We start from the raw sequence: 22441 nt of genomic DNA, 5'->3' as shown, positions 1-22441 counted from the left end.
CTACCTCAGTTGTTTGGTGAACATGAGGCAGGCGCTGTCGTCGTTGCGGACCATCTCCATCGGCGGGACCTGCTTGCCGTCGTAGATCAGGCCGCGTCCGTCCGGGAGATACCCGCGGCGTACGTACATCCGCTGCGCGCTGCCGTAGTCGGCGTACAGGCCGACGCCGATCCCCACCACCGGGGAGCGCTCGGCCACCTTCGCCTCGGCCGCGTCCATCAGCGCCGACCCGATCCCACGCCGCCGGTACGACGGCAGCACGTTGAAGTCCGAGATCTCCGGAACGGTCTTGAAGTACGGCGGGACCCAGTAGATCGTCACGTAGCCGACGTACGCGCCGTCGACGGTCGCCACCAGCACGTCCCGTGTCCCGGCGGCCTGCTCCGCCACGTACCGCTCGTACTGGCTCTGCGGCTTGTCCCAGCCGAGCGCGGCCATTGCCGCCGCGATCACCGGCGGATCGTCGGGCTTCAGTGGCCGAATCTCCAGACCGTCCATGACCGGGCAGCCTAGCTGCGGCCGGCCGCGCAGGTCGCCCGATTAACCGGGCGACCTGCGGCAGGCAGGATCAGCGGGACGCGCGGGCCGCGGTCTCGATGACCTTGGTGATCGGGCCGGGGTCGGAGATGAGTCCGAGGTGGCCGGTCGGGATGCGGGTGATGGTGGAGTGGGCCCGGGTCGCCATCATTTGCTGCGACGCCGGGGTGATGATCAGGTCCTTGGTGCCGAGGACGTACCAGGACCGGATCGTCGCCCAGGCCGGCGGACCGGAGGGGACGTTGCCGGCGCTGAACGTCAGCGGCCGCTGTGACGGGTAGAGCCTCTCGGCGGCGCTGCGCGACAACCCGGAGGCGAACGACTTCACGAACGTGTCGTGCTTCAGGTACAGGTCCACGTCACCGGCCGGTGCTCCGGGGTACGGAACCAGGTCGAAGACGGTCGTCGGGTCGGGTACGGCGAGCGCGGAGCCGGCGCCGACCAGCGGCAGAACGGTCTCGTTCTGGGCCGGGGCGAACGCGTCGACGTACACAAGTGCCTTCACGTTGGAGTTGCCGGTCGCCGCGTTGGTGATGACGGCACCGCCGTACGAGTGACCGACGAGCACGATCGGACCGGACAGCGTCGACAGGAAGTCCCGGATCGTCGCGGCGTCGGTGGTGAGGTTGCGGAGCGGGTTGGGTGGGACGCGGACCGTGTAGCCGTCGTCGAGGAGTTTGTTGGTGACCTTCTGCCAACTGGATCCGTCGGCCCACGCTCCGTGGACCAGCACGATGGTGGGTTTCGGGCCGCTCGGGTGTGATGCCGCCGCGGGTGACACGGCGGCGAGCACGAGCGCGAGTACTGCGACCAGTACGGCGAGCACTCGCGTGCGGTGCTGATGCATGGATGAGCCTTTCGTCATGCGACTGTCGCCGGGAGGGCGCGCGGGAGCGTGACGAAGCCTGTGGTGCTCGGAAATATCGGGACTAGGACTGGAAGAACTCGAGCAGATCGGCGTTGACCACGTCGGCGTGCGTCGTGGGCAGACCGTGCGGGAGGTCCTTGTACGTCTTCAGGACCCCGTTCTTGAGCAGCGCCGCCGACTTCGGGCCGGAATCGGCGTACGGGACGATCTGGTCGTCCTCGCTGTGGACGACGAGCACCGGGATCGTGATCTGCTGCAGATCCGAGGTGAAATCGGTCTGGGAGAACGCGACGATGCCGTCGTAGTGGGCCTTCGCGCCGCCCATCATGCCCTGGCGCCACCAGTTCGCGATGATCGCCTCGGACGGTTCGGCGCCCGGCCGGTTGTAGCCGTAGAACGGTCCTTCGGGCAGGTCGCGGTAGAACTTCGACCGGTTCGCAGCGAGCGAGGTCTGGAAGCCGTCGAAGACCTCCTTGGGCAGGCCCTCCGGGTTCGCGTCGGTCTTGACCATCAGCGGTGGGACCGCGCACAGCAGCGCGGCCTTGGCGGCCCGGTCCTCGCCGTGCCGGGCCAGGTAGTGCGCGACCTCGCCGCCGCCGGTCGAGTGCCCGACGTGGATGCAGTCCTGCAGGTCGAGATGGTCGACGACCGCCTTCAGGTCGTCGGCGTAGTGGTCCATGTCGTGCCCGTCGCCGGTCTGCGTCGACCGCCCGTGTCCACGGCGGTCGTGCGCGACGACGCGGTACCCCTTGGAGAGGAAGAACAGCAACTGGTTGTCCCAGTCGTCGGCCGACAGCGGCCAACCGTGACTGAAGACGATCGGCTGTCCCTCACCCCAGTCCTTGAAGAAGATCTCAGTGCCGTCGCTGGTAGTGATCGTTCCCATCGTTCGGACCCCCTCAGCTCGAAAACCCCTTGTGTACAAAGGTTGTCCCCCAGCCAGCCTCGGGTCACGATACCCGCGACGCCCCGCCGGTGCCACCGTCGGGAGTTACTCTGACCGGCATGCAGCTGAGGGTGCTCGGCGCACTCGAGGTGTGGGTCGACGGCGAGCGAAGAGGTCTCGACGCGGCACGCCAACGCGGCGTACTGGCACTACTCGCCGTGCGTCCCGGTGCGCTGGCGCCGCGGGACTGGCTGGTCGACCAGCTCTGGGGCGGTACGCCGCCGCCGAGCGCACGCACGACACTGCAGTCGTGCGTGTACCGGCTCCGGCGCCGGTTCGAGGGCTCGGCGTTGCGGATCGAGAGCCGGCCGGACGGGTATGTGCTGGAGGTACCGGCCGGGGAGTCCGACCTGTCCGAGTACGAACGGCTGGTCGCGGCCGGCCGGACCGCGCTGGACTCGGAGCGGTTGGAGGAGGCAGTCGGGCGGTTCCGGGAGGCGTTGGCTCTGTGGTCCGGGGACTTCCTCGCGGACGTCGATCTGCCTGCGGTCCGGGAGCGGGCGGGTGAGCTCGAGGAGGGTCGGCTCGAAGTACTCGAGACGTGTCTGCAAGCTGACCTCGAGCTGGGGCGGCACAGCGTTGTCGTACCCGAGCTCCAGGCTCTCGTCGCACGGCATCCACTCCGTGAGCTGCCGTGGCAACTGCTGATGACGGCTTTGTCTCGCGCCGGTCGCCGGGCCGAGGCACTCGACACCTATCAGCGGCTATGGCGGGTGCTGGACGAGCAACTCGGCGTACAGCCCTCGGCCGCTGCCGAGGAGCTGCAGGCCCGCATCCTCGCTGCGGGCGAGCCTGAGCCGGCGCCGACCCGGCAGGCGCCGGTACCGCACCAGCTTCCGGCGGGTCTGCCGGGATTCGTCGGGCGTGGCGGTGCCCTCAAACGGCTGGACGAGTACCTGGACCGGTTCCGGACCCGACCGGCCGCCGGCCTGTGCGTGGTCACCGGACCGGCGGGAATCGGCAAGACGACGCTGGGCGTCCACTGGGCCCGACAGGTCGCCGACCAATTCCCCGACGGCCAGCTGTACGCCGACCTGCAGGGCTTCGATCCGTCCGGCCGAACGGCAAACCCCGGTACGACGCTGGCCCGGTTCCTGACCGCCCTCGGGACTCCGCCGGACCGGGTGCCCGCGGACCTCGAAGCCGGCACGGCCGCGCTCCGCAGCTTGCTCGAGGACCGCCGCGTACTCCTGGTTCTCGACAACGTCCGGTCCGCCGAGCACGTCCGGCCGTTGCTGGCCGGCGGCCCGGGCTGCCTGACCGTGGTCACCAGCCGGGACCGCCTGGCCGGTCTGATGGTCACCGAGCAGGCGGCCGCGGTGACGCTGGAGCCGTTCGGCGCGGACGCGGCCCGACTGTTGCTTGAGGCAAGGATCGGGCCGGAACGATTCGCCCGGGAGCGGACCGCTTCCGACGAGCTGGTGGCCGGCTGCGCGGGCCTGCCTCTGGCGCTCGCCGTTGTCGCGGCGCTCGCCGACCTGCACCCGAGCTGGCCCTTGGCGAGCCTCGCGACCGAGCTCCGCCGCAACGTCCTGGACGCGTTGTCGGCGGGCGATCCGGCGACCGATGCCAGAGCGGTGTTCTCCTGGTCGTACCGGTCGTTGAGTCCGCCCGGAGTGCGGTTGTTCCGGTTGCTCGGCGTACATCCCGGTCCGGACCTGGATGTCGCCGAAGCCGCGGCGCTGGCCGGCGTAACTGCTGCCGAGGTGCAGCCGCTGCTGGACGAGCTGTGCCGCTCGCACCAGCTCACCGAGACCGCTCCAGGGTGGTACGCGATGCACGATCTGCTGCGTAGCTACGCGATCGAGCTCGCCGAGCCCGGTGAGGCTCAGGCTGCGCTCGGACGGTTGCTCGACCTGCTCGTACGCACCGGCTACGCCGCCGCGCGGATAGTGAGCCCGACCCGCGACGCGGTGAGCCTGCAGGATCCTGACCCGACTGTCGTCGTGGACCCACCGGCGACACGTGCCGCAGCTATGGACTGGTTCGCCGCCAGACAACGCACGCTGGTCGGGCTGACCTACCTCGCCGGTTTCGACGAGCAGGTCTGGCGGCTGGCGTGGCTCATGTACGACTTCCTGGACTATCGCGGCGACTGGAACGAGTTGATCGCCCTGCACGAGCGTGCACTGGCCGCGGTGACCCGACTCGGCATCGTGACCGAGGAGGCCCGGGCGCACCGGAACCTGGCCCGCATCAACCTCAAGCTGCGTCGGCTGGACGCGGCACTCGCCGAAGAACAGCAGGCGCTCGACCTGTCGCGGTCACTCGGCGACCTGACCGGCGAGGCGCACGCGTACATCGGTATCGGCCGGGTGCTGTCAGCCCAGGGTCACAAGGCCGACGCGGTCGTCGCGTCGAGGGAAGCGCAGGGGCGGTATCTCCAGGTCGGTCACCGGTCCGGGCATGCGATGGCGCTGAACAACGAGGGCTGGGACCATGCCGCGCTGGGGGACTACGAGCGCGCCATCGTCTGTTGCGAGCAGGCGCTCGCCGAGTTGCGCGAGATCGGTGAGCTCGACGGCGAGTCCGACACCCTGGACAGCCTCGGCTTCGCCTATGCGCGGCTCGGCAGGCACGACGACGCACTCCGCTGCTACCGGCGCGTGATCGAACTGGAGGAACTTCTCGGCCGCCGCCACCAGCTCGCCGAGAGCTACGCGTCGACCGGCGACATCCACGAAACGATCGGCGAACACGCGACCGCCCGCGACTACTGGATTCGCGCCGCCGGACTGTTCGAGGAGCTCGATCACCCCAACGCGGCGGTGATCCGGGCCAAGCTCGGCTGAGTCGCGCCATCGGCGCGCCATCGTGACGCCAGAGCTGGTTGCGACGGTGGATCCCGAAATCGACACACGAACTCGGGAGGAAGTATGAACACCCTTCGCAGCGCAGTTCTCGGACTGGCCGTCGGTGCCGCTCTGATCGGGGCCTCGGCCGGTTCGGCCGCTGCCAAGCCGGTCGACCGGGAGCTGCTCACCGGCAACCGGATGGCCGTCGCGGCCGACCCGGTGCAGACGCTGAAGAACAAGGCGACCAACCGCTGTCTCGACGACAGCGGCAACGGCCTGCGGACCCTCGGGTGCAACGGCAAGATCACGCAGAAGTGGCAGATCCACGTCTGGGCCGACACGACGCGTCAGCTCCGCAGCATCGGGACCGGTGAGTGCCTCGACGACAGCTCGAAGGGTCTGCGGACCATCTCGTGCTGGGCCGGCTCGAACCCGAACTCGAAGTTCCAGAGCTGGTACAAGGTGACGTACTCCGACGGCACGATCCGGCTGCAGAACCAGGCCACCAAGCGCTGCCTCGACGACAGCGGCAAGGGCCTGCGGACGCTCGCGTGCTACCCGAACTCCAGCCCGAACCGGAAGTTCCAGAGCTGGTCCTGATCCCTGTGCAGGTACTGACCTCTTCGTCGGATAGAGGTCAGTACCTGTCCGCTTCTGCTTCTAGGCTCGGAGTATGACGACGAACCAGAGCGGTGAGCGGCACGACATCCTCGACTTCCTGGCCAAGCACCGGTACTTCCTGCGCCACACCGCGCAGGGACTCACCGACGAGCAGGCGAGCACCCGCAGTACGGTCAGCGAGCTGACGATCGGCGGGCTGATCAAGCACGTGGCGTCGGTCGAGCAGCACTGGGCCGAGTTCGCCCAGGGCAAGGGGGAGGCGACGCCGACGGAGTTCACGCCCGAGGTGATCGCGGCGTGGGAGAACCAGTTCCGGCTGGTCGAGGGCGAGACGCTGGCCGACGTACTCGCGGAGTACGAGAAGATCGCCGCCGCCACCGACGACCTGGTCCGCACGCTCGACCTCGACACGTCGTACGAGCTGCCGGCCGCGCCGTGGCAGCCGCCGGGCGTCTTCTGGTCCGTCCGCCGCGTCTTCCTCCACATCACCGCCGAGACCGCCCAGCACGCCGGCCACGCCGACATCATCCGCGAAACGATCGACGGCCAGAAGTCGATGGGCTGAATCCCGGCTCAGCTCGCGCGGTCGCCTGAGTACCTGCCCGGGACCTGGAAGCGCCGCACCTCCTGCGGCCAGTCACAGGCGACCGCGATCTTGCCCGCCCACAGCCGCGCCGCCTGCTCGTCGGCGACGTCCACGACCGCGAATCCGCCGAGGTGTTCCTTCGACTCGACGTACGGGCCGTCGGTGAACAGCGGCGTACCGCTGGATGCGTCGACGCTGAACACGGGTGCGTCGTCGTCCAGGCCGCCGGTGAAGATCAGCACCCCGGCGGCCTTCATCTCGTCCACCAGCGCGCGGACGTTCCTCGACTTCACCTGCATCTGCTCGAACGTGGCGTCCGGCGTCCATTCCGCGTTGAACGCGATGAGGTACTCGGCCATTTCTCCTCCTTTGTGAGCGACCCCCACGGCCACTCTCCACCTTCCCAACGAACGGCGACCCGCCGATCCGACTGCGGATTCGAAACATTCCGGACCGCGGTCGCATCAAGGCAGGTAAGGGGAGAGGTGCAACATCATGCGATTCAAGGGGCTGGCCGCAATGGCCGTGGGGATCGCCGTTCTGGCGCTGGGTGCCGGAACGGCAACAGGGGAGACACGTACGCCGGGGATCCAGATCGTCCCCGGACCGGACGATCCGCTCGAGGCGCAATTCGTGCCTGGGGCAAGTAACGTCGTACCGGCGACTGCCGCGCCGGCCACGGATATCGGGCAGAACAAGATCCAGTCGCTCGCCGCGCCGTACTACGCGTGCCCGGGGTTCAGCGGGATCGAGCGGACGAACCCGGTGGCGAACCTGTACGCCGACAAGTTCCAGTGGGGACCGTACGCGGCGTACAAGGTCGGTAACGGCGGCGGCAACATCAACTGGGCGTCGAACCCGTACAAGAACGCCAGTTGGTACATGTGGTTCCACTCGCTGCGCTGGCTCGGGCAGGGCATCGTCGCGGCCGGCCAGGGTGACCTCACTGCGCTGACGCGGGTCAACACGATCGCGTACGACTGGTACCGCGACAACCCGTACTCGTGGAAGGGCAATGTCGGTGCGTGGGAGTCCACCATGCACCGGACGAACGTGCTCCTCTGTCTGCGGCAGGCGATCCTGTCCGGGCTGCAGGTGACCACGCTGCCGACCCGGTACGCCTGGCTGGACACGGCGTTGCTGAGTCACGCGCGGTTCCTGACGAACTACTGGAGCGGCGCGTGGAACCACGGGACCGACGAGAGTATCGCGCTGTTCGGCGTGGGCTGCACGCTCGGCCGCGCCGACTACAGAAACCTTGCCCAGCAACGGTTTGCGGCCGGGATCACGACCTCGATCGATTCCCAGGGTGCGACCAACGAACAGTCGACCGGGTACGCGTCGTTCAACTACTCGCTCTGGGGCCGCGCGATCGCCGTGATGCAGAACTGCGGCGTCGATCCCGGTACGACGATCTCGACGCGGCGTGGGTTGCTGGCGAAGTTCTTGACCTTGGCAACGAATTCGCTCGGCAAGCTGCATCAACTCGGCGACACCGAGGTGCAGTCGACGTACCCGTGGGTGGGTACGCCGTTGGAGTACGCCGGCTCGTTCGGCGCCGACGGGGTGGCGCCGCCGTGGCGGGTCGGGATCTACTCGGCCGGGTACGTGTTCGGGCGGACCGGGTGGGGGACCGACGCAGCACGTGGGTTCACGGGCGAGTCGTCGTACAGCATCAGGTTCGGACCGCCGCGGGCGTTCCACGGGCACTTCGACCACACGAGCATCACGTACACGGCGCGCGGGCGGGACATCATCGTCGACGGCGGGTATGCGGCGTACAACGCCGGCGCTTATCGCACGTGGGTCGTGAGTCCTGGTGCGCACAGTGACATGACGACGCCGCTTTCGACGTACCTCAATCCGACGACCCGGCTGACCGCGTCATCGGTGAAGACGAACGCCGAGTCCTATGTGTTGAGCGATGCGCCGGGGAGTGGGATCAGTCGCGTCCGCTCGGTCCTGGTGCTGAAGGACCCCGATATGCTTGTCACGTGGGACCGTGCGTCGGCGAGGACCGCGCAGGCGTTCCAGACGTTGTGGCATCTGCCGTCGGATCAGAGGGCGAGCGTGTACTCACGCACCACCGCGATCGCTGCCGCGCCCGGCGACACGACGAAGACGATCCTGTTCCAGATCCCGTACAAGCAGGCCCTTCCGGCCGGCGCGATCCTGCTCAAGCAGGCGCAGACCAACCCGATCCAGGGCTGGGTGTACCCGACCAGCTACGCCCGCAAGTCCGCCCCGACCCTGATGCTGGCCCGCTCCGGCACGACCGCGTCGATCCTGTCCTTCGTCGTCCCGGTCCGCTCCACCGGCACGGTCACCTACAGCGTCCGCCAGTCCGGCACGACCTTCATCGTCAACCTCAACGTCGGCGGCAAGGCCACCAGCATCGCCATCTCCGGCGGTGGTTCCCTCTACCGCGTCCGTTAGCGCCTTGCGAGAAAGGTGGATCGGGCGCGTCCGGGCAGCCAAGATGGTGCGGTGATCGGTGGTTTCGTTGCCGAGGGCGCCTTGATCGGTGCCGCCGGCTGCGCGGTGTGGGAGGTCGCGGTCCTGGTACGCCGCTGGGTCCGCGACCGGCGACGGCTGCGCAAGCTCGCGGCGTACCTGGACAAGACCCGCGACAAACTGCGCGACGTCGCACTGAACGTTTGGAAGGCCAACGATCCTTCGCTCCGCAGTCTCGCCCACACGATGCTCGACGTCGCCGCCGAACTGGAAACAGCCGCCACCCGCTGCCAGTCCCACCGTTGGCGCCCCCGCCGAGAACACACGCAACAACTGAGCAACCTCCTGGCCGCGTCCCAGGTACTACGCCGTGCCTCCCACGACCCTCATCTGACCGGCACCGCGGATGCAGCCACCCTCGGCATCCTCGCCGACAGCTTCCGCCGAACCGTAGCCCTGGAAACCGTCGTAGAACCCCGCTTCACCGCCCCCATCGTCCCCAGCCCGTCACTCCCCACCACCACGCCGGCCGCTCCCGTAGATCTCGACATAGCCCGCGCGATCACCACCGGCCTCGCGACCCCCAACCGATCCATCCACAAATCCCCACCCGCAAAGCCCTACGTAGGCAAACACCGCGAGAAGAACACCCGACAGCTGTAGAGGGCACCACCCGCCGAGCCCCCTGCTTCTGACCGTGTGACGGACACGACCATGACTAGGACTGGTAAGTGAGGGTAGCCTCACCTGTGTGATCGTCTGCCACTGTGAGGTCGTTACCGACCGCGACGTCCGTCGGAGTATCGACAACGGCGCGCGGACGGTCGCGCAGGTGTGCGGTGCGACCGGAGCGGGACGAAACTGTGGCGGTTGTGTCTTCTCGGTGAAGCGGTTGTTGTGCCAGCATGGGAGGTCGGTCTCGGCAGCCTCAATCACGGAGGTGGCAGGTGCAGCCGGTTAGCCCACGCGTCGTCGTACTGCTCAACGAAGCGCTCACGCTCGAGTTGACGGTCATCAACGGGTACTTCCTGGAAGCCAGGATGCTCGACAACTGGGGATTCGGCCGGCTGGGCAAGGCGTTCTACGACCTGTCCATCGACGAGATGAAGGACGCCGACGCGCTGATCAGCCGGATCCTGCTGTTCGACGGCCACCCGAACCTGCAGAAGCTGGGCGCCATCTCCGTCGGCGAGGACGCCCAGGAGATGCTCCGCCTCGGCCTCGACGGCGAGCTCGCCGCGGTCGCTCAGTTCAACGCCGCCGCCAAGGAATGCCACGACGTCGGCGACCACGGCTCCGCGGCCGTCTTCGAGGAAATGGTCCGCGACGAGGAAAAACACGTCGACTGGTTCGAAAGCCAACTCGACGCCATCGAACGCATCGGCCTCCAGCAATACCTGGCGCAACAACTCGACCCGGGCAAGTAACGGGCTACCCACCGTAGGTGGTGAGGAAGCGGTCTCGGAAGGTGTCCATCGGCCAGACCGGGGCGGTGGCGGTCGGCCGGAGACCGGTTTGCCAGCCCCAGGTTGCTGCTCGGTTTGTGACGGTTGGGTCGGCGGCGATGATGCTGATGGGTACGTCGTGGCTTGCGCCGTTGCCTGAGACGATGCTGGCCGGTTGGTGGTCGCCGAGGACGACAAGGACCAGGTTGGGGTCGTGGACCTGCTGGACGAACGAGCTCAGCGCGTCTAGCGAGTAGGCGATCGACTGGTCGTATGCGGCCTTGACCTGGTTCGGCTGCCGCCATACGTCTTCTGGCGAGTCGCCCTCGGCCGGCATCGGGTTGAAGACCGAGCCGTCGCCCACCTGGCTCCAGTCGACCATCCGGGGGAGCGGTGCCCAGGGCGTGTGGCTGGAGACCAGGTCGAGCTCGGCCATGACGGGCGCGCGGTTCGGCTTGTCCAGCTCCAGCCGCTGGAACGCGGCCAGCGTGTACTGGTCAGGCATCGACGCGTAGCTGAACGGCGGCCCGGCGTACCCGACGTTCCGGCGGTCGTAGACCGTGTCGTAGTGGTAGTACGTCTTCGCCACCGACCAGTCCTTGTCGTTGGACGGTACGTCGGCGACCGTCCGCCAGCCGGCGCGACCGAACGCGTCGGCAAGGGTGACCCGGTCCAGCGTGACGAGGTGGTCGTACCGCTGCTGGTTGTTCACCCACAGCCCGGACTGCAGCGTGGAGTGCGCCAGCCAGCTGATGCCGCCGAACGTCGGCGAGGTGAGGAAGCCGCTGCGCGAGGAGAAACCGGCCCGCTGCAGCCGCCGGTCCCCGGCCTCGAGCGCGGACCCGACGACAGGCGAGTCGAGCGCCGTACGTCCGTAGCTCTCGACGAAGACCAGGAGCACGTCCTTCCCTTTCAGGCCGGTCAGCAACTCGTTGCCCGGGGTGGCGCGGAACGGATCCTCCTTGAGCGCCCGTTCGAACTCCCGCTGGTCCCGGACGTCCTCACCGACCTGCGTGGCGAGCCGAGCCGCGGAGGCCGAGGGGATCCGTCGTACGGGCTGCGGCCCGACGCCGGTCAGCGCGGGCACGAGCGAGATCACCGCGAGTACGGCGACGATCCGCAGCGTCGGCCGCCGGTGTCTCGCCACGAGCCGGGTCACCCGCACGGCCGACAGCGGCAGCAGGGCGAGCAGGGCCAGGCAGAGGAGTCCGACCCCGATGAAGACTGCTACGGCGCCGACGCGGCCGATCGAGTCGCCGAGCAGGCCGAACGCGGATCCGACGTACGCCGCGTCGTACACGGGATGGAACCCGCGGTCGAAGGCGAAGTAGAAGCCCCTGTCGAGCAGCCGCAGCACCAGCAGCACCCCGACGAGAACACCGCCGATCACCGCGAGGATCCGCCCGAGCCTCGACGGCAGTAGGCAGACGAGTACGACGAACACCAGGCCCTCGAGCGGGATCCGGAGGAACGCGGCCGGCGACAGGCTGGCGGTGTGGTCAGGTAGGAGAAGCGCAGCCCACAGCAGCAGCACCGCCAGCGTCGACGCCACGGCCGCGCGAGTACCGGGCGGACTTCCGGCCTTGCGCCACAGCTTCCAGATCTGGCGGCCGAACGACTCGCACAGCAGCGCCAGCGCGATCAGCAACACCACGGTGGCCACGGCCTTGGGCAGTACGCCGGTCGCCACGAGTGTCAGGGTGATGCCCTGGATCGCGGCGACCACCTTGGCCCAGTAGCGCGGCGGGAGCGACGCTTGCAGCCACGGCAACGCCCAACTGGCCGCCACGAACAGATAGCGGGCCGCACCGATGACAAGCACCCACCAGCCCGCCGTACGGCCGACGTACACGCTCAGGACCATGATCAGGAAGGCGTCGACCTCCATGTCGAAGCGCGCGCCGAACGCCGACACGGTGCCGGTACGCCGAGCGACCTTCCCGTCCACGCCGTCGAGGAACAGCCCGACCGTCGCGAGCGTCACGAGGACCGCCACCGGCGACTCGCCGCCGAACGAGTCCGCCGTGAGTGCCGCGACCCCGCAGGCGAGGACCGCGCGAGTCAGTGTCACCCTGTCCGCGGGGCCGAGCCTGTCACGACGCTGATGCGCCATGGCGCGGGTGAGCAGCGTGGCAAGGCCGGCTCCGCAGACGACACCGGTCACCCAGCCGGCGACGTCGAGGCCGGTGACGGCTGCGAGTACGCCGAGGAGCACGAGCACACCGGCGAAGCCGACGAGCGGGCCGGTCCGGATGTGGCGGCGCACTCGACCCTGAACCAGACGCACAGTGCCTCCGTAGCTACGGGTACGACAGTCATACGAGAACAGCCTCGCACCGGTTCAGCCGACCAGGAGAAGGAGACCGACGTGCACTTTCTGGTCCCGGAGGGTATCGACGACCCGCGGCGGCCGAGCGGTGGCAACGTCTACGACCGGCGCGTCTCTGACGGGCTCAGGGCACTCGGCTGGTCGGTCCACGAGCATGCCGTGGCCGGCCAATGGACCCAGCCTGACGCAGCGGCCCGCTCGGCCGTGGGCGCGGCGCTGGCCCGGGTCCCTGAGGGCGGACTGGTGTTGGTCGATGGCCTGATCGCGTCCGTGGTCCCCGAGGTACTGGAGCCGGCGGCCGACCGGCTGCGGCTCGTCGTACTCCTGCACATGCCGCGGGACGAGGCGCGCGAGTTCGCCGCGCTGTCGGCGGCATCCGCGATCGTGGCCACGAGCGACTGGACCCGGCAGTGGGTGCTCGACCACTACGCGCTGCCGAAGGATCGCGTGTACGTCGTTCGGCCGGGCGCTGACGTGGCCGACCTGGCAGCCGGTTCGCCGTCCGGCGGGCGGTTGCTCTGCGTCGGGGCGATCACCCGGACCAAGAGGCCCGACGTCCTGCTCGATGCGCTGGCCATGGTGGTTGGTCCGGCCTGGCGGTGTGACTTCGTCGGCGCACTGGACCTCGAGGCGGAGTTCGCCGACGGGCTGCGGCGGCAGGCCAAGGAACTAGGGCTGGCCGACCGGGTGTGCTTCACCGGCCCGCTCACGGGCGTTGAACTCGAGCGGGCCTACGCAGCCGCGGATGTATTGGTGCTCGCGTCCCAGGCCGAGACCTACGGCATGGTCGTCACCGAGGCGCTCGCGCGCGGGCTGCCGGTTGTGGCGACGGAGGTCGGCGGCGTGCCGGAGGCCCTTGGCTATACGGGTGACGGCTGTCGACCGGGCCTGCTGGTCGCGCCTGACGACCCACAGGCTCTCGCGCAGGCGCTGCGTCGGTGGCTGGGGGATCCGCTTGAGCGCGACCGGCTGCGGGTGGCGGCCAGGGCGCGGCGCCTGACGCTGTCCGACTGGTCACAGACCTCACGCGAGCTGTCGGACGTGCTGTCGGAAGTCGGCGGATGAACCAGCAGCAGGTGCGAGCCGTGCTACAGGTACGAGGCCGTACTGCGAGATCGGAGCCTGCCATCAGCCGAAGCATCTGGACCTGGGCTCGCCTGGCGGGCGGCGCGGCGATCCTCGCCGTTCTCGTCTGGCGGGTAGGCACGGGCCCGTTGCTGGACGGGCTCCGGCTGACGACCGGTTGGCCGCTCGCCGCCGCGCTCGCGATCACCGCGGTGACCACGTTGTGCTGTGCCTGGCGGTGGCGGCTCATCGCCCGCGGGCTCGGCGTCGAGCTGCCGCTGCGGACCGCGGTGGCGGCGTACTACCGATCCCAGTTCCTCAACGCCACGCTGCCCGGCGGGGTTGTCGGCGACGTACACCGCGGCGTACGCCATGGTCGCGAGGTCGGCGACGTAGGCCGCAGCCTGCGAGCCGTCGCGTGGGAGCGTACGTCGGGATTTGCCGTGCAGCTCATGCTGACAGCTGCCGTGCTGTCTCTACTGTCGCCCGCCTTTGTTCCTGCGGTCGCCGTTGGGGTCGTGGTCGTCGCCGTACTCCTTTATTTGAAGGGACGTCGGCTCTCCTCGCGGATCGGACGCGCCTTCACCAGCGACCTCCGCAACGCGGTCCTCGCGCCACGTGCCTGGCCACGCATCCTGCTCGCCTCCACCATCGCCGTACTCGGCCACGCCACTGTCTTCCTGATCGCAGTACAAGCAACCGGCGCTCACGTGTCGCCGACGCGGCTGCTACCCCTGGCCCTGGTCGTCCTGACCGCCTCGGCACTCCCGACAAACATCGCCGGCTGGGGCCCCCGCGAAGGCGCCGCCGCCTGGGCCTTCAGCTCCATCGGCCTGACCGCGGCAGCCGGCGTCACCGTCGCCGTCGTCTACGGCATGCTCGCCCTGGTCGCCACCCTCCCCGGAGCCGTCGTCCTGGTGGTTGCGCGCCAGAACGCCAAAATGCCCCTGAACTCAGAGAGTCCAGGGACATCGCGCTAGCTCAGGCGCCAGCCGGGAACTTCGCACCGGTGTTGCTGTGGCACCGGTAGCCGTTGGGGTTCTTGTGCAGGTACTGCTGGTGGTAGGCCTCGGCGTAGTAGAACGTGGTGGCGGGGGCGATTTCGGTGGTGATGTCGCCGTAGCCGAGGGGCTTGATGACCGGGGCGTAGAGGTCGCGGGTGCGCTCGGCCTCGGCGCGCTGGGCGTCGGTGGTGTAGTAGATCGCCGAGCGGTACTGCGAACCGAGGTCGTTGCCCTGGCGCATGCCCTGTGTCGGGTCGTGGGTCTCCCAGAAGACCTTCAACAGGTCGGCGAAGGTGGTCTTGGTCGGGTCGTAGACGACCCGGACGGCCTCGGTCTGGCCGGTGCGGCCGGTGCAGACCTCTTCGTACGTCGGGTTCGGGGTGTAACCGCCCGCGTAGCCGACGGCCGTGGTGTACACGCCGGGCTGCTGCCAGAAGATCTCCTCGGTACCCCAGAAGCATCCGGTGCCGAACCAGACCTCCTCGAACCCCTCGGGCGCGGCGGCGGTCTGCGGCGTGTGCAGGACGATGTTCTCGTCCGGTACGGCGAAGCCAGGGGTGGGACGGCCCGGCAGAGCGGCCTGGGGCTCGACCATGGCGGTTTTGCGGGTGAAGAACGACATTCTCACGCCTCTCGCAGAGTGACTCTCATAGTCTCTCAACGCCGAATGTAAGGCGGACCTTCCCCGCACCCCTTACGGCGCGATGACGTCACGCGATCATCGCGGCGGACCGTCGGGCCCGGGGCATACCGCTGGTGAGCGACGCGTACGACGCCGCAAGCCGACGTACTCCGTCACGGAGCGCATCCGCGGGCAGCGTGTACGGCAACCGGATGAACGACTCCAGCCCGCCGTCCGGCGAGAACCGCGCGCCGGCGACCAGCAGTACGCCGTTCCGCTCGGCCAGCCCGACCAGGCTCGAGCCGACCGCCTCCGGCAGCTCACACCACAACGACAGCCCGCCGCCCGGCAGCCGGAACCGCCACGACGGCAGCTCCTCGGACACGGCCTCGGCCAGGGCGTCCCGCTGCCGGGCGATCGTCAGCCGGCGATCCGGTAGTAGCGAGGCACGCTGCCGCAGCAACTGCGCGACCACCAGCTGCTCCACCACCGGCGCCCCGAGATCAAGCGACGCGCGGGCGTCGAGCACCTGGGCGACCAGCGCCTCCGGCACCCGCATCCAGCCGATCCGCAGACCGCCCCAGAACAGCTTGCTCGCCGACCCGACCGTGATCACACCTTCCGGGTGGTACGACGCGAACGGCGGCGGCATCTCCTGCCCGTCGAGGGACAACCCGTACAGCGTCTCGTCGACGATCACCGTCGTACGGCTCCGTGCGAACGCGGTCGCCAGCTGCTTGCGATCCGCCGCCGGCATCAGCCACCCGGTCGGGTTCTGGAAATCCACCACCAGCCACGCGGCCCGCGGCGCGGTCTGCCTGATGGTTGCCTCCAGCAACGGTAGGTCCCAGCCGTCCGGGCTCATCGGGGTGGCGACGATCCGGCAGCCGCTGTGCCGGATCGCGTCCACCGAGTTCGGGTGGGTCGGGCTTTCGGTCAGCACCCGGTCGCCGATCTGCGTCATCGCCCGGATCGCGATCGACGTTGCGGCCAGCGCGCCGGCGGTGATGATGATCTGGTCCGGCGAGGTCGGCAGGCCGCGTTCGGCGTACACGGCTGCGACCTCTGCGCGTAGCTCCGGCAGGCCCTGCGGGTGATAGCCGGGGGTGGCGAGCTGCGCCGGGAGTTCGTCCATGGCCGACGCGACCGCGGCGCTGATCCCGGGAATGGCGGCGGGGGCCGCCGCGGTGAAGTCGTAGTGCCCGTCGGTCTCGAACGTCGGCGCGTGGTGCCGGCTGAGCGAGGGCTGGACCCGGCCCGGCAGCGCGGTGACGCTGCCCGATCCGCGGCGGCTGATCACGTACCCACGGTCGCGCAACTCCCGGTACGCCGATGCGACCGTCGTACGGCTGACGCCGAGGCTGTCGGTCAGCTCGCGCTCGCTCGGCAGCCGCGAACCGGGCGTGATCCGGCCGTCCGCGATCAGCAGCCGGAGCCGCTCGGCCAGCAGCCAGTACGCCGGGCCGGTGCCGTCGGCCCAGGCGCCGAGCAGGCCGACGAGGGTGCTGGCCGGGAGATATTGCCCCTTCATGCAGTCCACTATGGCGTAATTGGCTATCGAATACCAGGCCACTTACAGCTGACACTGGAGAACGTGACCGCCACCTCGGACGCGCCGCCGCGCCAGCTCGCGCCTATCAATCCGATCCAGCAGCTGAAAGCAGGCCACCTGCCGCGACGCCTCGTCCAGCTGTACGTCGGGTTGGCCCTGTACGGCGCCTCGATGGGCCTGATGATCCAGGGCAACCTCGGCCTGGACCCGTGGGACGTGTTCCACTCGGGCATCACGAAGCACTTCCCGTTCAGCTTCGGCACCGTGGTGATCGCGGTCAGCTTCGTCGTACTGCTGGCGTGGATCCCGCTGCGGCAGTGGCCCGGCCTCGGCACGATCAGCAACGCCATCGTGATCGGCCTGGTCACCGACCTGACCCTCGCGACGGTCGACCGCCCGGACGCGCTCTGGCTCCGGATCGTCTTCATGCTGGCCGGCGTCGTCGTCAACGCGCTCGCCGGCGCGCTCTACATCGGCGCGCAGTTCGGCCCCGGCCCGCGCGACGGGCTGATGACGGGCCTGGTACGTCGTACCGGCCTGAGTGTCCGCCTCGTCCGTACGTCGATCGAACTCACCGTCCTCGCCACCGGCATCCTCCTCGGCGGCTCAATCGGCGTCGGCACCGTCGTCTACGCCCTCGCGATCGGCCCCCTCGTCCACTTCCTCCTACCAATCTTCACCGTCCGCCTGAAACCCTGAGGAGATCAGCGATGACATCGCGGATCTGACGGAAGGACGGCGGAAGAAGAAGCCGGTGCGGGTTGCCGAGAGGCTGGCCGAAGGTGCGCCGGTCGAGGCGCGGCTGGAGTTAGTCGACTTCTAGGGCGGAGTACGGCGAACGCCGCCGGGGTGAGCGGCGGCGTTCGTGGTGTCGTGCTGGTGGTCAGTTGCCTCGGCCGGTGTCCTTTGAGGACTTGGTTGCGAGCTGACCGGTGCGTTGTGTCTGGTCCTGCCTTCCGGACTGGGCGGTCTCGGCGGCTTGCTGGGGAGACGACGGCCGCGGAGGAGCGACGTCGCCCGCGGCCTGCGCGGCTCTGGAGGCTTCTGCCTTCGCAGCCAGATTTCCGCCGCTCGCCTCCGTCTGCCCCTGAGCTGCACCCTCGACGGGCTGCTCGGCGTGGTTCTCCGGTTCCTCGGCGACTCTGGTCCAGCCTTCGGCCCTGGGCACCTGCTCACCGGTGGCCTCGACCTGCTGACCGTCCTGGCCGCTCTGGACCACGACCTGCTGACTACCGCCTTCCACCGCGTTCTCAACGACAACCGGCTGGCCCTCGGCGGTCTGCTCGCCGTCGCCACCTTGCGGGCCCTCGGCAACTTCTTCGCCCTCGGTCTGCTGGGGGCCTTCGGGCTGCTGCTGGGCGGTTTCCTCGGTCCGGACGACGGGGTGCTGGCCGACGTTGTGAAGGTTCGGGTCGAGCTGCGGCTGCTGGCCCACCTGCTGGCCCGGCTGGCTCACCTGGTTCAGCAGTGCGCTCAGGTTGGCGTTCTCCTGCTGGATCTGGGCCATCCGGGTCTCGATCAGCTGCTTGATCTCGCCCTGCAGCCGCTGGAACTCGGCCAAGGCCTGGACCAGCGCCTGCTCGGTCTCTCCGGCCGCCTGCCCGCCGGCCGCAGCCGTCAGCTGCTGCATCACCCGCTGACCCCCCGGCACCTGCTGCGGCACCTGCTGCCCCTGGACCGGTTGCTGCCCCTCAACTTGTTGCCCCTGGCCCTGAACCTGCTGCTGACCGGCACCCTGCTGCGGTTCCTGCCGTGGCGCATACAACTCGGGTTTGAAAGCCGACTCCATCTGGCCCTGGACCATGTTGGAGATCTGCGACTTGGTGATGGTCGGGTCGTTCCCCATCGCCAGCCTGACGTTGGGGTCGGCGTTCTTCGCCTCCTTGGCCGCCAGCACCATCCCGGCCTTGACCATCTTGGTGCCGTGCCGCACGTCCTGCCAGCGGGAGATCCGTCGCGCCGCCTGACGGAACGGATTCCTGGTCGGGCTCTGCTGGCGCTGGCTCCACTGCATCCGGTTGGTCGCGCGCTGGCTCATCGACTGCGACGTCGCAGCGTGCTGCTCCGGGCGGATCTGCGCGTTGACGCCCACCTGCGCGAGCCGGGCCAGGTGTGCCGGCGTCATCCGGGAGCTGCCGATGCGCGCCAGCACGTCCTTGTCCCAGTTCTTCACGTCGCGCGCGGCCAGTGCGTACCCGGCCTTCATCGTCTTCGTGCCGCGTGACCGGGCACGCCAGCGGGAGATCCGCCCCTGGCGGGGTTCCGAGGAGGGCTCGCTCATTCCGGGTCTCCTAGTCGATGTAAACGGCGTAGTTGACCCCGACAGACGTCGTCAGCGGGTCCTTGCTGGGCTTGTTGCTGTACAGGTGGATCTGGGCGCCCGGGCGCAGCCAGACGGCGAGGTGCCGACGGCCGGTGCCGGCGCCTGGCTCCCACTCGTCGACGAACGTGACGCTGGTCTCATCACCGATGTAGTCGGGCTGTCCCCAGTGCTTGGTCGCGAGTGTGAGGTGGTCCGGCCAGTGCGCGTCCAGACCGGCCTCGGCCGCGGCGATGTCATCAGGACCGATGTCGTACGCCGACCAGCCGCTGTCCGGGCAGTCCGGGAACGCGAGCCCGTCGAACACGATCATCGTCGTCCCGCGCCGGGTGGTGAATCCCCAGGAGACCATCTCGTCGCCGATGACCTCGCCGGCCTCCAGCGGCCACGGCTGCCAGGTCGTCCGGCCCATCACCCGGTTCACCAGGGCGCGCACCACCTCCGGACCGGCATCGTCGCCGTCCGGACCGGCGATCACGCCCCAGTCCAGGATCTCGGCGAGGTCCGCCATCGCCAGGTCGTCCTGGTCGAGCGGCCTGTCCTGCGTCTTCATCCGGCCCCGTCGTCCTTCCTCTCGGTCCCCGGCGGCAACCACTGACCGCAACCGTAGGCGGCGCAGTGGGTCATTCGCCACCTGGTACGACGCGCCTGTGGACAACCTGGATCCGTCCGATCGCCCTGGCTGTGGACGGCGTGCACGGGTCGATCAGACCAGGCCGTACGCTGGTCCGGTGAACACGGAACACCACTACGGCTTCGAGACGCTCGCCATCCACGCCGGGAACGAGCCTGATCCGACCACCGGCTCGGTGGTCCCGCCGATCTATGCCACCAGCACCTACAAGCAGGACGGCGTCGGCGGGCTGCGCAACGGCTACGAGTACTCCCGCTCAGCGAACCCGACCCGGACGGCGCTCGAGGAGTGCCTGGCCGCGATCGAGGCGGGCAGCCGCGGGTTCGCGTTCGCCAGCGGGCTGGCGGCCGAGGACACCCTGATCCGCTCCTTGTGCGTGCCGGGTGACCACGTGGTGTTCCCCGACGACGCGTACGGCGGCACGTTCCGGCTGTTCTCCAAGGTGCTCGGCAACTGGGGCGTCGAGATGACGCCGGCCGCGGTCACCCACCCGGAGGCGATCCGGGCCGCGATCCAGCCCGGGAAGACCAAGGTCGTCTGGCTCGAGACCCCCACGAACCCGTTGCTGAACGTCGCGGACATCGCGATCGTCGCGCAGATCGCGCACGACGCCGGTGCCCTGCTGGTGGTCGACAACACGTTCGCCTCGCCGTACCTGCAGCAGCCGCTGGAGCTCGGCGCCGACGTGGTCGTCCACTCGACCACGAAGTACATGGGCGGGCACTCGGATGTCGTCGGCGGGGCGCTCGTCGTCCGCGATGCGGAGCTGGCCGAGAAGATCGCCTTCCACCAGAACGCGATCGGCGCGGTCGCCGGTCCGTTCGACTCGTGGCTGGTGCTGCGCGGCATCAAGACACTCGGCGTCCGGATGGACCGGCACAGCGACAACGCCGAGAAGGTCGTCGAGTTCCTGCAGCGGCACAAGTCCGTCAGCCAGGTGCTGTACCCGGGTATCGACGGCCACCCGGGCCACGAGACCGCCGCCAAGCAGATGAAGCGGTACGGCGGGATCGTGAGCTTCCGCGTCACCGGCGGCGAGAAGCACGCGCTGGACATCTGCAACAAGGCCGAGGTCTTCACGCTCGGCGAGTCCCTCGGCGGTGTCGAGTCGCTGATCGAGCACCCGGGCAAGATGACCCACGCCTCGGTCGCCGGTACGCCGCTCGAGGTCCCGGCCGACCTGATCCGGCTGAGCGTCGGCATCGAGACGATCGACGACCTGCTCCTCGACCTCGACCGCTCGATGGCATGAGCCTGGTAGTGGCCGTCGACTTCGGGTCGACGTTCACGAAAGCGGTTGCCGTGGACATCGGCTCGGGCGAGTTGGTGGCCCGGGCCGAGCACCGTACGACGATCGACAGCGACGTGATGGACGGCTGGAATGCCTGCCGGGTCGCGCTCGAGGAGGTCGATCGTGGGGTGAAGAAGGCCGAGGTGCTGGCCTGTTCGAGTGCGGGCGGCGGGCTGCGGATCGGTGTCGTGGGCAACGAAGAGCTCGTCACCGCGGAGGCGGGGAAGCGGGTCGCGCTGTCCAGCGGCGGCCGGGTGGTTGCCGTCGTCAACGGTGGGCTGACGGCAACCGGTCAGAAGGAGCTGCGCAAGGATCGGCCGGACGTCGTGCTCCTGCTCGGCGGGACGGACGGCGGCAACTCGGCAGTCCTGCTGAAGGCGGCCGAGACGCTGGCGAAGTACAAATGGCGGAAACCGGTCGTTGTCGCGGGCAACATCGAGGCGCAGGCCGAGATCGCCGCCATGCTGACGGCGGCCGCCGTACCGCACGTGCTCGCGGACAACGTCGTGCCGGAGATCGGCGTGTTCGTGCCGGACAGTGCGCGGGCCGCGATTCGGGAGATGTTCCTCGCCCATGTGATCGGCGGGAAGAACCTGTCCCGCGATCCGTCGTTCGCGAGCATGATCCGGGCCGCGACGCCGGACGTCGTACTGCGGGGCGTCGAGGTGCTCGCCGGCCTGCACGGCGACGTGGCGGTCGTGGATATCGGCGGCGCCACCACCGACGTGCATTCGGTGATCGAGCTCGACCCCGAGGACGCCAACCTCGGCCGCGAGGTGGTCGCCACCCATCCGGTCACCCGTACGGTCGAGGGTGATCTCGGCATGCGCTGGAGCGCCGTGCCGGTGGTCGCGGCAGGCATCGAGGCCGGCTTGATCGCGGATGCGGACGCAGTACGAGCTGCTGCCGAACGCCGGCATGACGATCCTTCGTTTCTGCCACAAGACCAGCAGGAAGCGTCGTACGACGAGACGCTGGCGAGCGTCGCCGCGACGGTCGCGCTCAGGCGGCATGCGGGGCGGCAGCGGATCGTGTTCGGGCCTGGCGGACGGGTGATCGAGCGCTCCGGAAAGGACCTGCGCGAGGTGGATCTGCTGGTCGGCTCCGGGGGAGTGCTGCGACACAATCCGCCGGAGGTCGCGGCGCGGATCCTGGGCTCGATCGGGACGAACGCGCAGGAGGAGGGCTGGCTCGTCCCGCAGCGGGCGGAGGTGTGCGTGGACGCGGATTACGTGCTCGCGGCCGTCGGTCTGCTCGCGGACGACGAGCCGAAGGCGGCGGAAGGGCTGGCCGCCCACATTCATGGAACCGGTGCGCGCGGGCACTAGGGCATGTGTCCTAGTCTCAGCAACAACCGAGCTGCGGAGGTGTG

At 69.0% G+C, this 22441-nt stretch carries 21 protein-coding genes; 12 read left to right on the top strand and 9 right to left on the bottom strand.

Translation table 11 applies throughout. The features are described 5' to 3' along the window. The 3 genes from FDA38_RS35105 to FDA38_RS35095 form a co-directional block, all read right to left on the bottom strand. Positions 1 to 498 (bottom strand): GNAT family N-acetyltransferase, encoded by a 498-nt coding sequence (locus tag FDA38_RS35105; RefSeq protein ID WP_137258469.1) that lies wholly within the window; start codon positions 496 to 498, stop codon positions 1 to 3. 70 nt (positions 499 to 568) lie between these two features. Next, complete coding sequence (locus tag FDA38_RS35100) at positions 569 to 1384, bottom strand: alpha/beta fold hydrolase (RefSeq protein WP_202877981.1); 816 nt, start codon at positions 1382 to 1384, stop codon at positions 569 to 571. Between the two features lie 82 nt (positions 1385 to 1466). Continuing rightward, entirely contained in the window at positions 1467 to 2291 is an 825-nt protein-coding gene (locus tag FDA38_RS35095) for an alpha/beta fold hydrolase (RefSeq protein ID WP_137258467.1), read from the bottom strand. Positions 2292 to 2410: 119 nt separating this feature from the next. Here FDA38_RS35095 and FDA38_RS35090 point away from each other — a divergent pair, with 119 nt between their 5' ends. The 3 genes from FDA38_RS35090 to FDA38_RS35080 all read left to right on the top strand — a co-directional run bounded on the left by FDA38_RS35090 (position 2411) and on the right by FDA38_RS35080 (position 6332). Next, positions 2411 to 5143: an AfsR/SARP family transcriptional regulator gene (locus tag FDA38_RS35090; protein ID WP_137258466.1), complete on the top strand. Its 2733-nt coding sequence runs from the start codon at positions 2411 to 2413 to the stop codon at positions 5141 to 5143. Positions 5144 to 5227: 84 nt separating this feature from the next. Next, positions 5228 to 5746: an RICIN domain-containing protein gene (locus tag FDA38_RS35085; protein WP_137258465.1), complete on the top strand. Its 519-nt coding sequence runs from the start codon at positions 5228 to 5230 to the stop codon at positions 5744 to 5746. 73 nt (positions 5747 to 5819) lie between these two features. Further along, positions 5820 to 6332, top strand: coding sequence for a DinB family protein (locus FDA38_RS35080; protein ID WP_137258464.1), 513 nt, complete (start codon positions 5820 to 5822; stop codon positions 6330 to 6332). Between the two features lie 8 nt (positions 6333 to 6340). Here FDA38_RS35080 and FDA38_RS35075 read toward each other — a convergent pair whose 3' ends face one another. Beyond that, positions 6341 to 6712, bottom strand: a complete 372-nt coding sequence (locus FDA38_RS35075; protein ID WP_137258463.1) for a YciI family protein — start codon at positions 6710 to 6712, stop codon at positions 6341 to 6343. 136 nt (positions 6713 to 6848) lie between these two features. Between FDA38_RS35075 and FDA38_RS35070 the strand changes: the two genes are divergently transcribed. From FDA38_RS35070 to bfr, 4 genes are all read left to right on the top strand, one after another. Next, complete coding sequence (locus FDA38_RS35070; RefSeq protein ID WP_233715110.1) at positions 6849 to 8789, top strand: heparinase II/III domain-containing protein; 1941 nt, start codon at positions 6849 to 6851, stop codon at positions 8787 to 8789. A gap of 51 nt (positions 8790 to 8840) precedes the next feature. After that, positions 8841 to 9470 (top strand): hypothetical protein, encoded by a 630-nt coding sequence (locus FDA38_RS35065; RefSeq protein ID WP_137258462.1) that lies wholly within the window; start codon positions 8841 to 8843, stop codon positions 9468 to 9470. 88 nt (positions 9471 to 9558) lie between these two features. Next, the gene (locus tag FDA38_RS35060) at positions 9559 to 9768 is read left to right on the top strand and encodes a (2Fe-2S)-binding protein (protein WP_137258461.1); all 210 of its coding nucleotides are present in this window, start codon (positions 9559 to 9561) and stop codon (positions 9766 to 9768) included. After that, positions 9755 to 10234: a bacterioferritin gene (gene bfr, locus FDA38_RS35055; protein ID WP_137258460.1), complete on the top strand. Its 480-nt coding sequence runs from the start codon at positions 9755 to 9757 to the stop codon at positions 10232 to 10234. Before FDA38_RS35060 ends, bfr begins: the two co-directional genes overlap by 14 nt. Before the next feature lie 4 nt (positions 10235 to 10238). Here bfr and FDA38_RS35050 read toward each other — a convergent pair whose 3' ends face one another. Next, on the bottom strand, positions 10239 to 12539 hold the full coding sequence (locus tag FDA38_RS35050) for a CDP-alcohol phosphatidyltransferase family protein (RefSeq protein ID WP_137258459.1): 2301 nt from the start codon (positions 12537 to 12539) through the stop codon (positions 10239 to 10241). 81 nt (positions 12540 to 12620) lie between these two features. On the opposite strand from FDA38_RS35050, the gene FDA38_RS35045 reads away from it, so the two are divergent. Beyond that, positions 12621 to 13646 carry a glycosyltransferase family 4 protein gene (locus FDA38_RS35045; RefSeq protein WP_137258458.1) on the top strand — a complete coding sequence of 342 codons (1026 nt, stop codon included), beginning with the start codon at positions 12621 to 12623 and terminating at the stop codon, positions 13644 to 13646. Further along, entirely contained in the window at positions 13643 to 14626 is a 984-nt protein-coding gene (locus FDA38_RS35040; RefSeq protein WP_137258457.1) for a lysylphosphatidylglycerol synthase transmembrane domain-containing protein, read from the top strand. Before FDA38_RS35045 ends, FDA38_RS35040 begins: the two co-directional genes overlap by 4 nt. A gap of 1 nt (position 14627) precedes the next feature. Here the strand turns inward: FDA38_RS35040 and msrA are convergent, their stop codons facing one another. Both msrA and yczR read right to left on the bottom strand, forming a co-directional pair. After that, on the bottom strand, positions 14628 to 15272 hold the full coding sequence (msrA, locus tag FDA38_RS35035; RefSeq protein ID WP_137258456.1) for a peptide-methionine (S)-S-oxide reductase MsrA: 645 nt from the start codon (positions 15270 to 15272) through the stop codon (positions 14628 to 14630). An 88-nt stretch (positions 15273 to 15360) separates the two neighbouring features. After that, positions 15361 to 16803 carry a MocR-like transcription factor YczR gene (yczR, locus tag FDA38_RS35030; protein WP_137258455.1) on the bottom strand — a complete coding sequence of 481 codons (1443 nt, stop codon included), beginning with the start codon at positions 16801 to 16803 and terminating at the stop codon, positions 15361 to 15363. 63 nt (positions 16804 to 16866) lie between these two features. Between yczR and yczE the strand changes: the two genes are divergently transcribed. After that, positions 16867 to 17523 carry a membrane protein YczE gene (gene yczE, locus FDA38_RS35025; protein WP_137258454.1) on the top strand — a complete coding sequence of 219 codons (657 nt, stop codon included), beginning with the start codon at positions 16867 to 16869 and terminating at the stop codon, positions 17521 to 17523. Between the two features lie 184 nt (positions 17524 to 17707). Here the strand turns inward: yczE and FDA38_RS35020 are convergent, their stop codons facing one another. Together FDA38_RS35020 and FDA38_RS35015 are read right to left on the bottom strand one after the other, a co-directional pair. Further along, complete coding sequence (locus FDA38_RS35020) at positions 17708 to 19105, bottom strand: collagen-like domain-containing protein (RefSeq protein ID WP_137258453.1); 1398 nt, start codon at positions 19103 to 19105, stop codon at positions 17708 to 17710. 10 nt (positions 19106 to 19115) lie between these two features. Continuing rightward, positions 19116 to 19697 carry a hypothetical protein gene (locus FDA38_RS35015; RefSeq protein WP_137258452.1) on the bottom strand — a complete coding sequence of 194 codons (582 nt, stop codon included), beginning with the start codon at positions 19695 to 19697 and terminating at the stop codon, positions 19116 to 19118. Between the two features lie 178 nt (positions 19698 to 19875). On the opposite strand from FDA38_RS35015, the gene FDA38_RS35010 reads away from it, so the two are divergent. Together FDA38_RS35010 and FDA38_RS35005 are read left to right on the top strand one after the other, a co-directional pair. Continuing rightward, on the top strand, positions 19876 to 21030 hold the full coding sequence (locus FDA38_RS35010; protein ID WP_137258451.1) for a cystathionine gamma-synthase: 1155 nt from the start codon (positions 19876 to 19878) through the stop codon (positions 21028 to 21030). Then, positions 21027 to 22397, top strand: a complete 1371-nt coding sequence (locus tag FDA38_RS35005; protein ID WP_137258450.1) for a glutamate mutase L — start codon at positions 21027 to 21029, stop codon at positions 22395 to 22397. Before FDA38_RS35010 ends, FDA38_RS35005 begins: the two co-directional genes overlap by 4 nt. Positions 22398 to 22441: the final 44 nt, after the last annotated feature.

Source organism: Kribbella jiaozuonensis (assembly GCF_005233875.1).
Classification (GTDB): Bacteria; Actinomycetota; Actinomycetes; order Propionibacteriales; family Kribbellaceae; genus Kribbella; species Kribbella jiaozuonensis.
The sequence above is the reverse complement of the archived record's forward strand: the minus strand, read 5'-3'. Positions and strand labels throughout refer to the sequence as shown.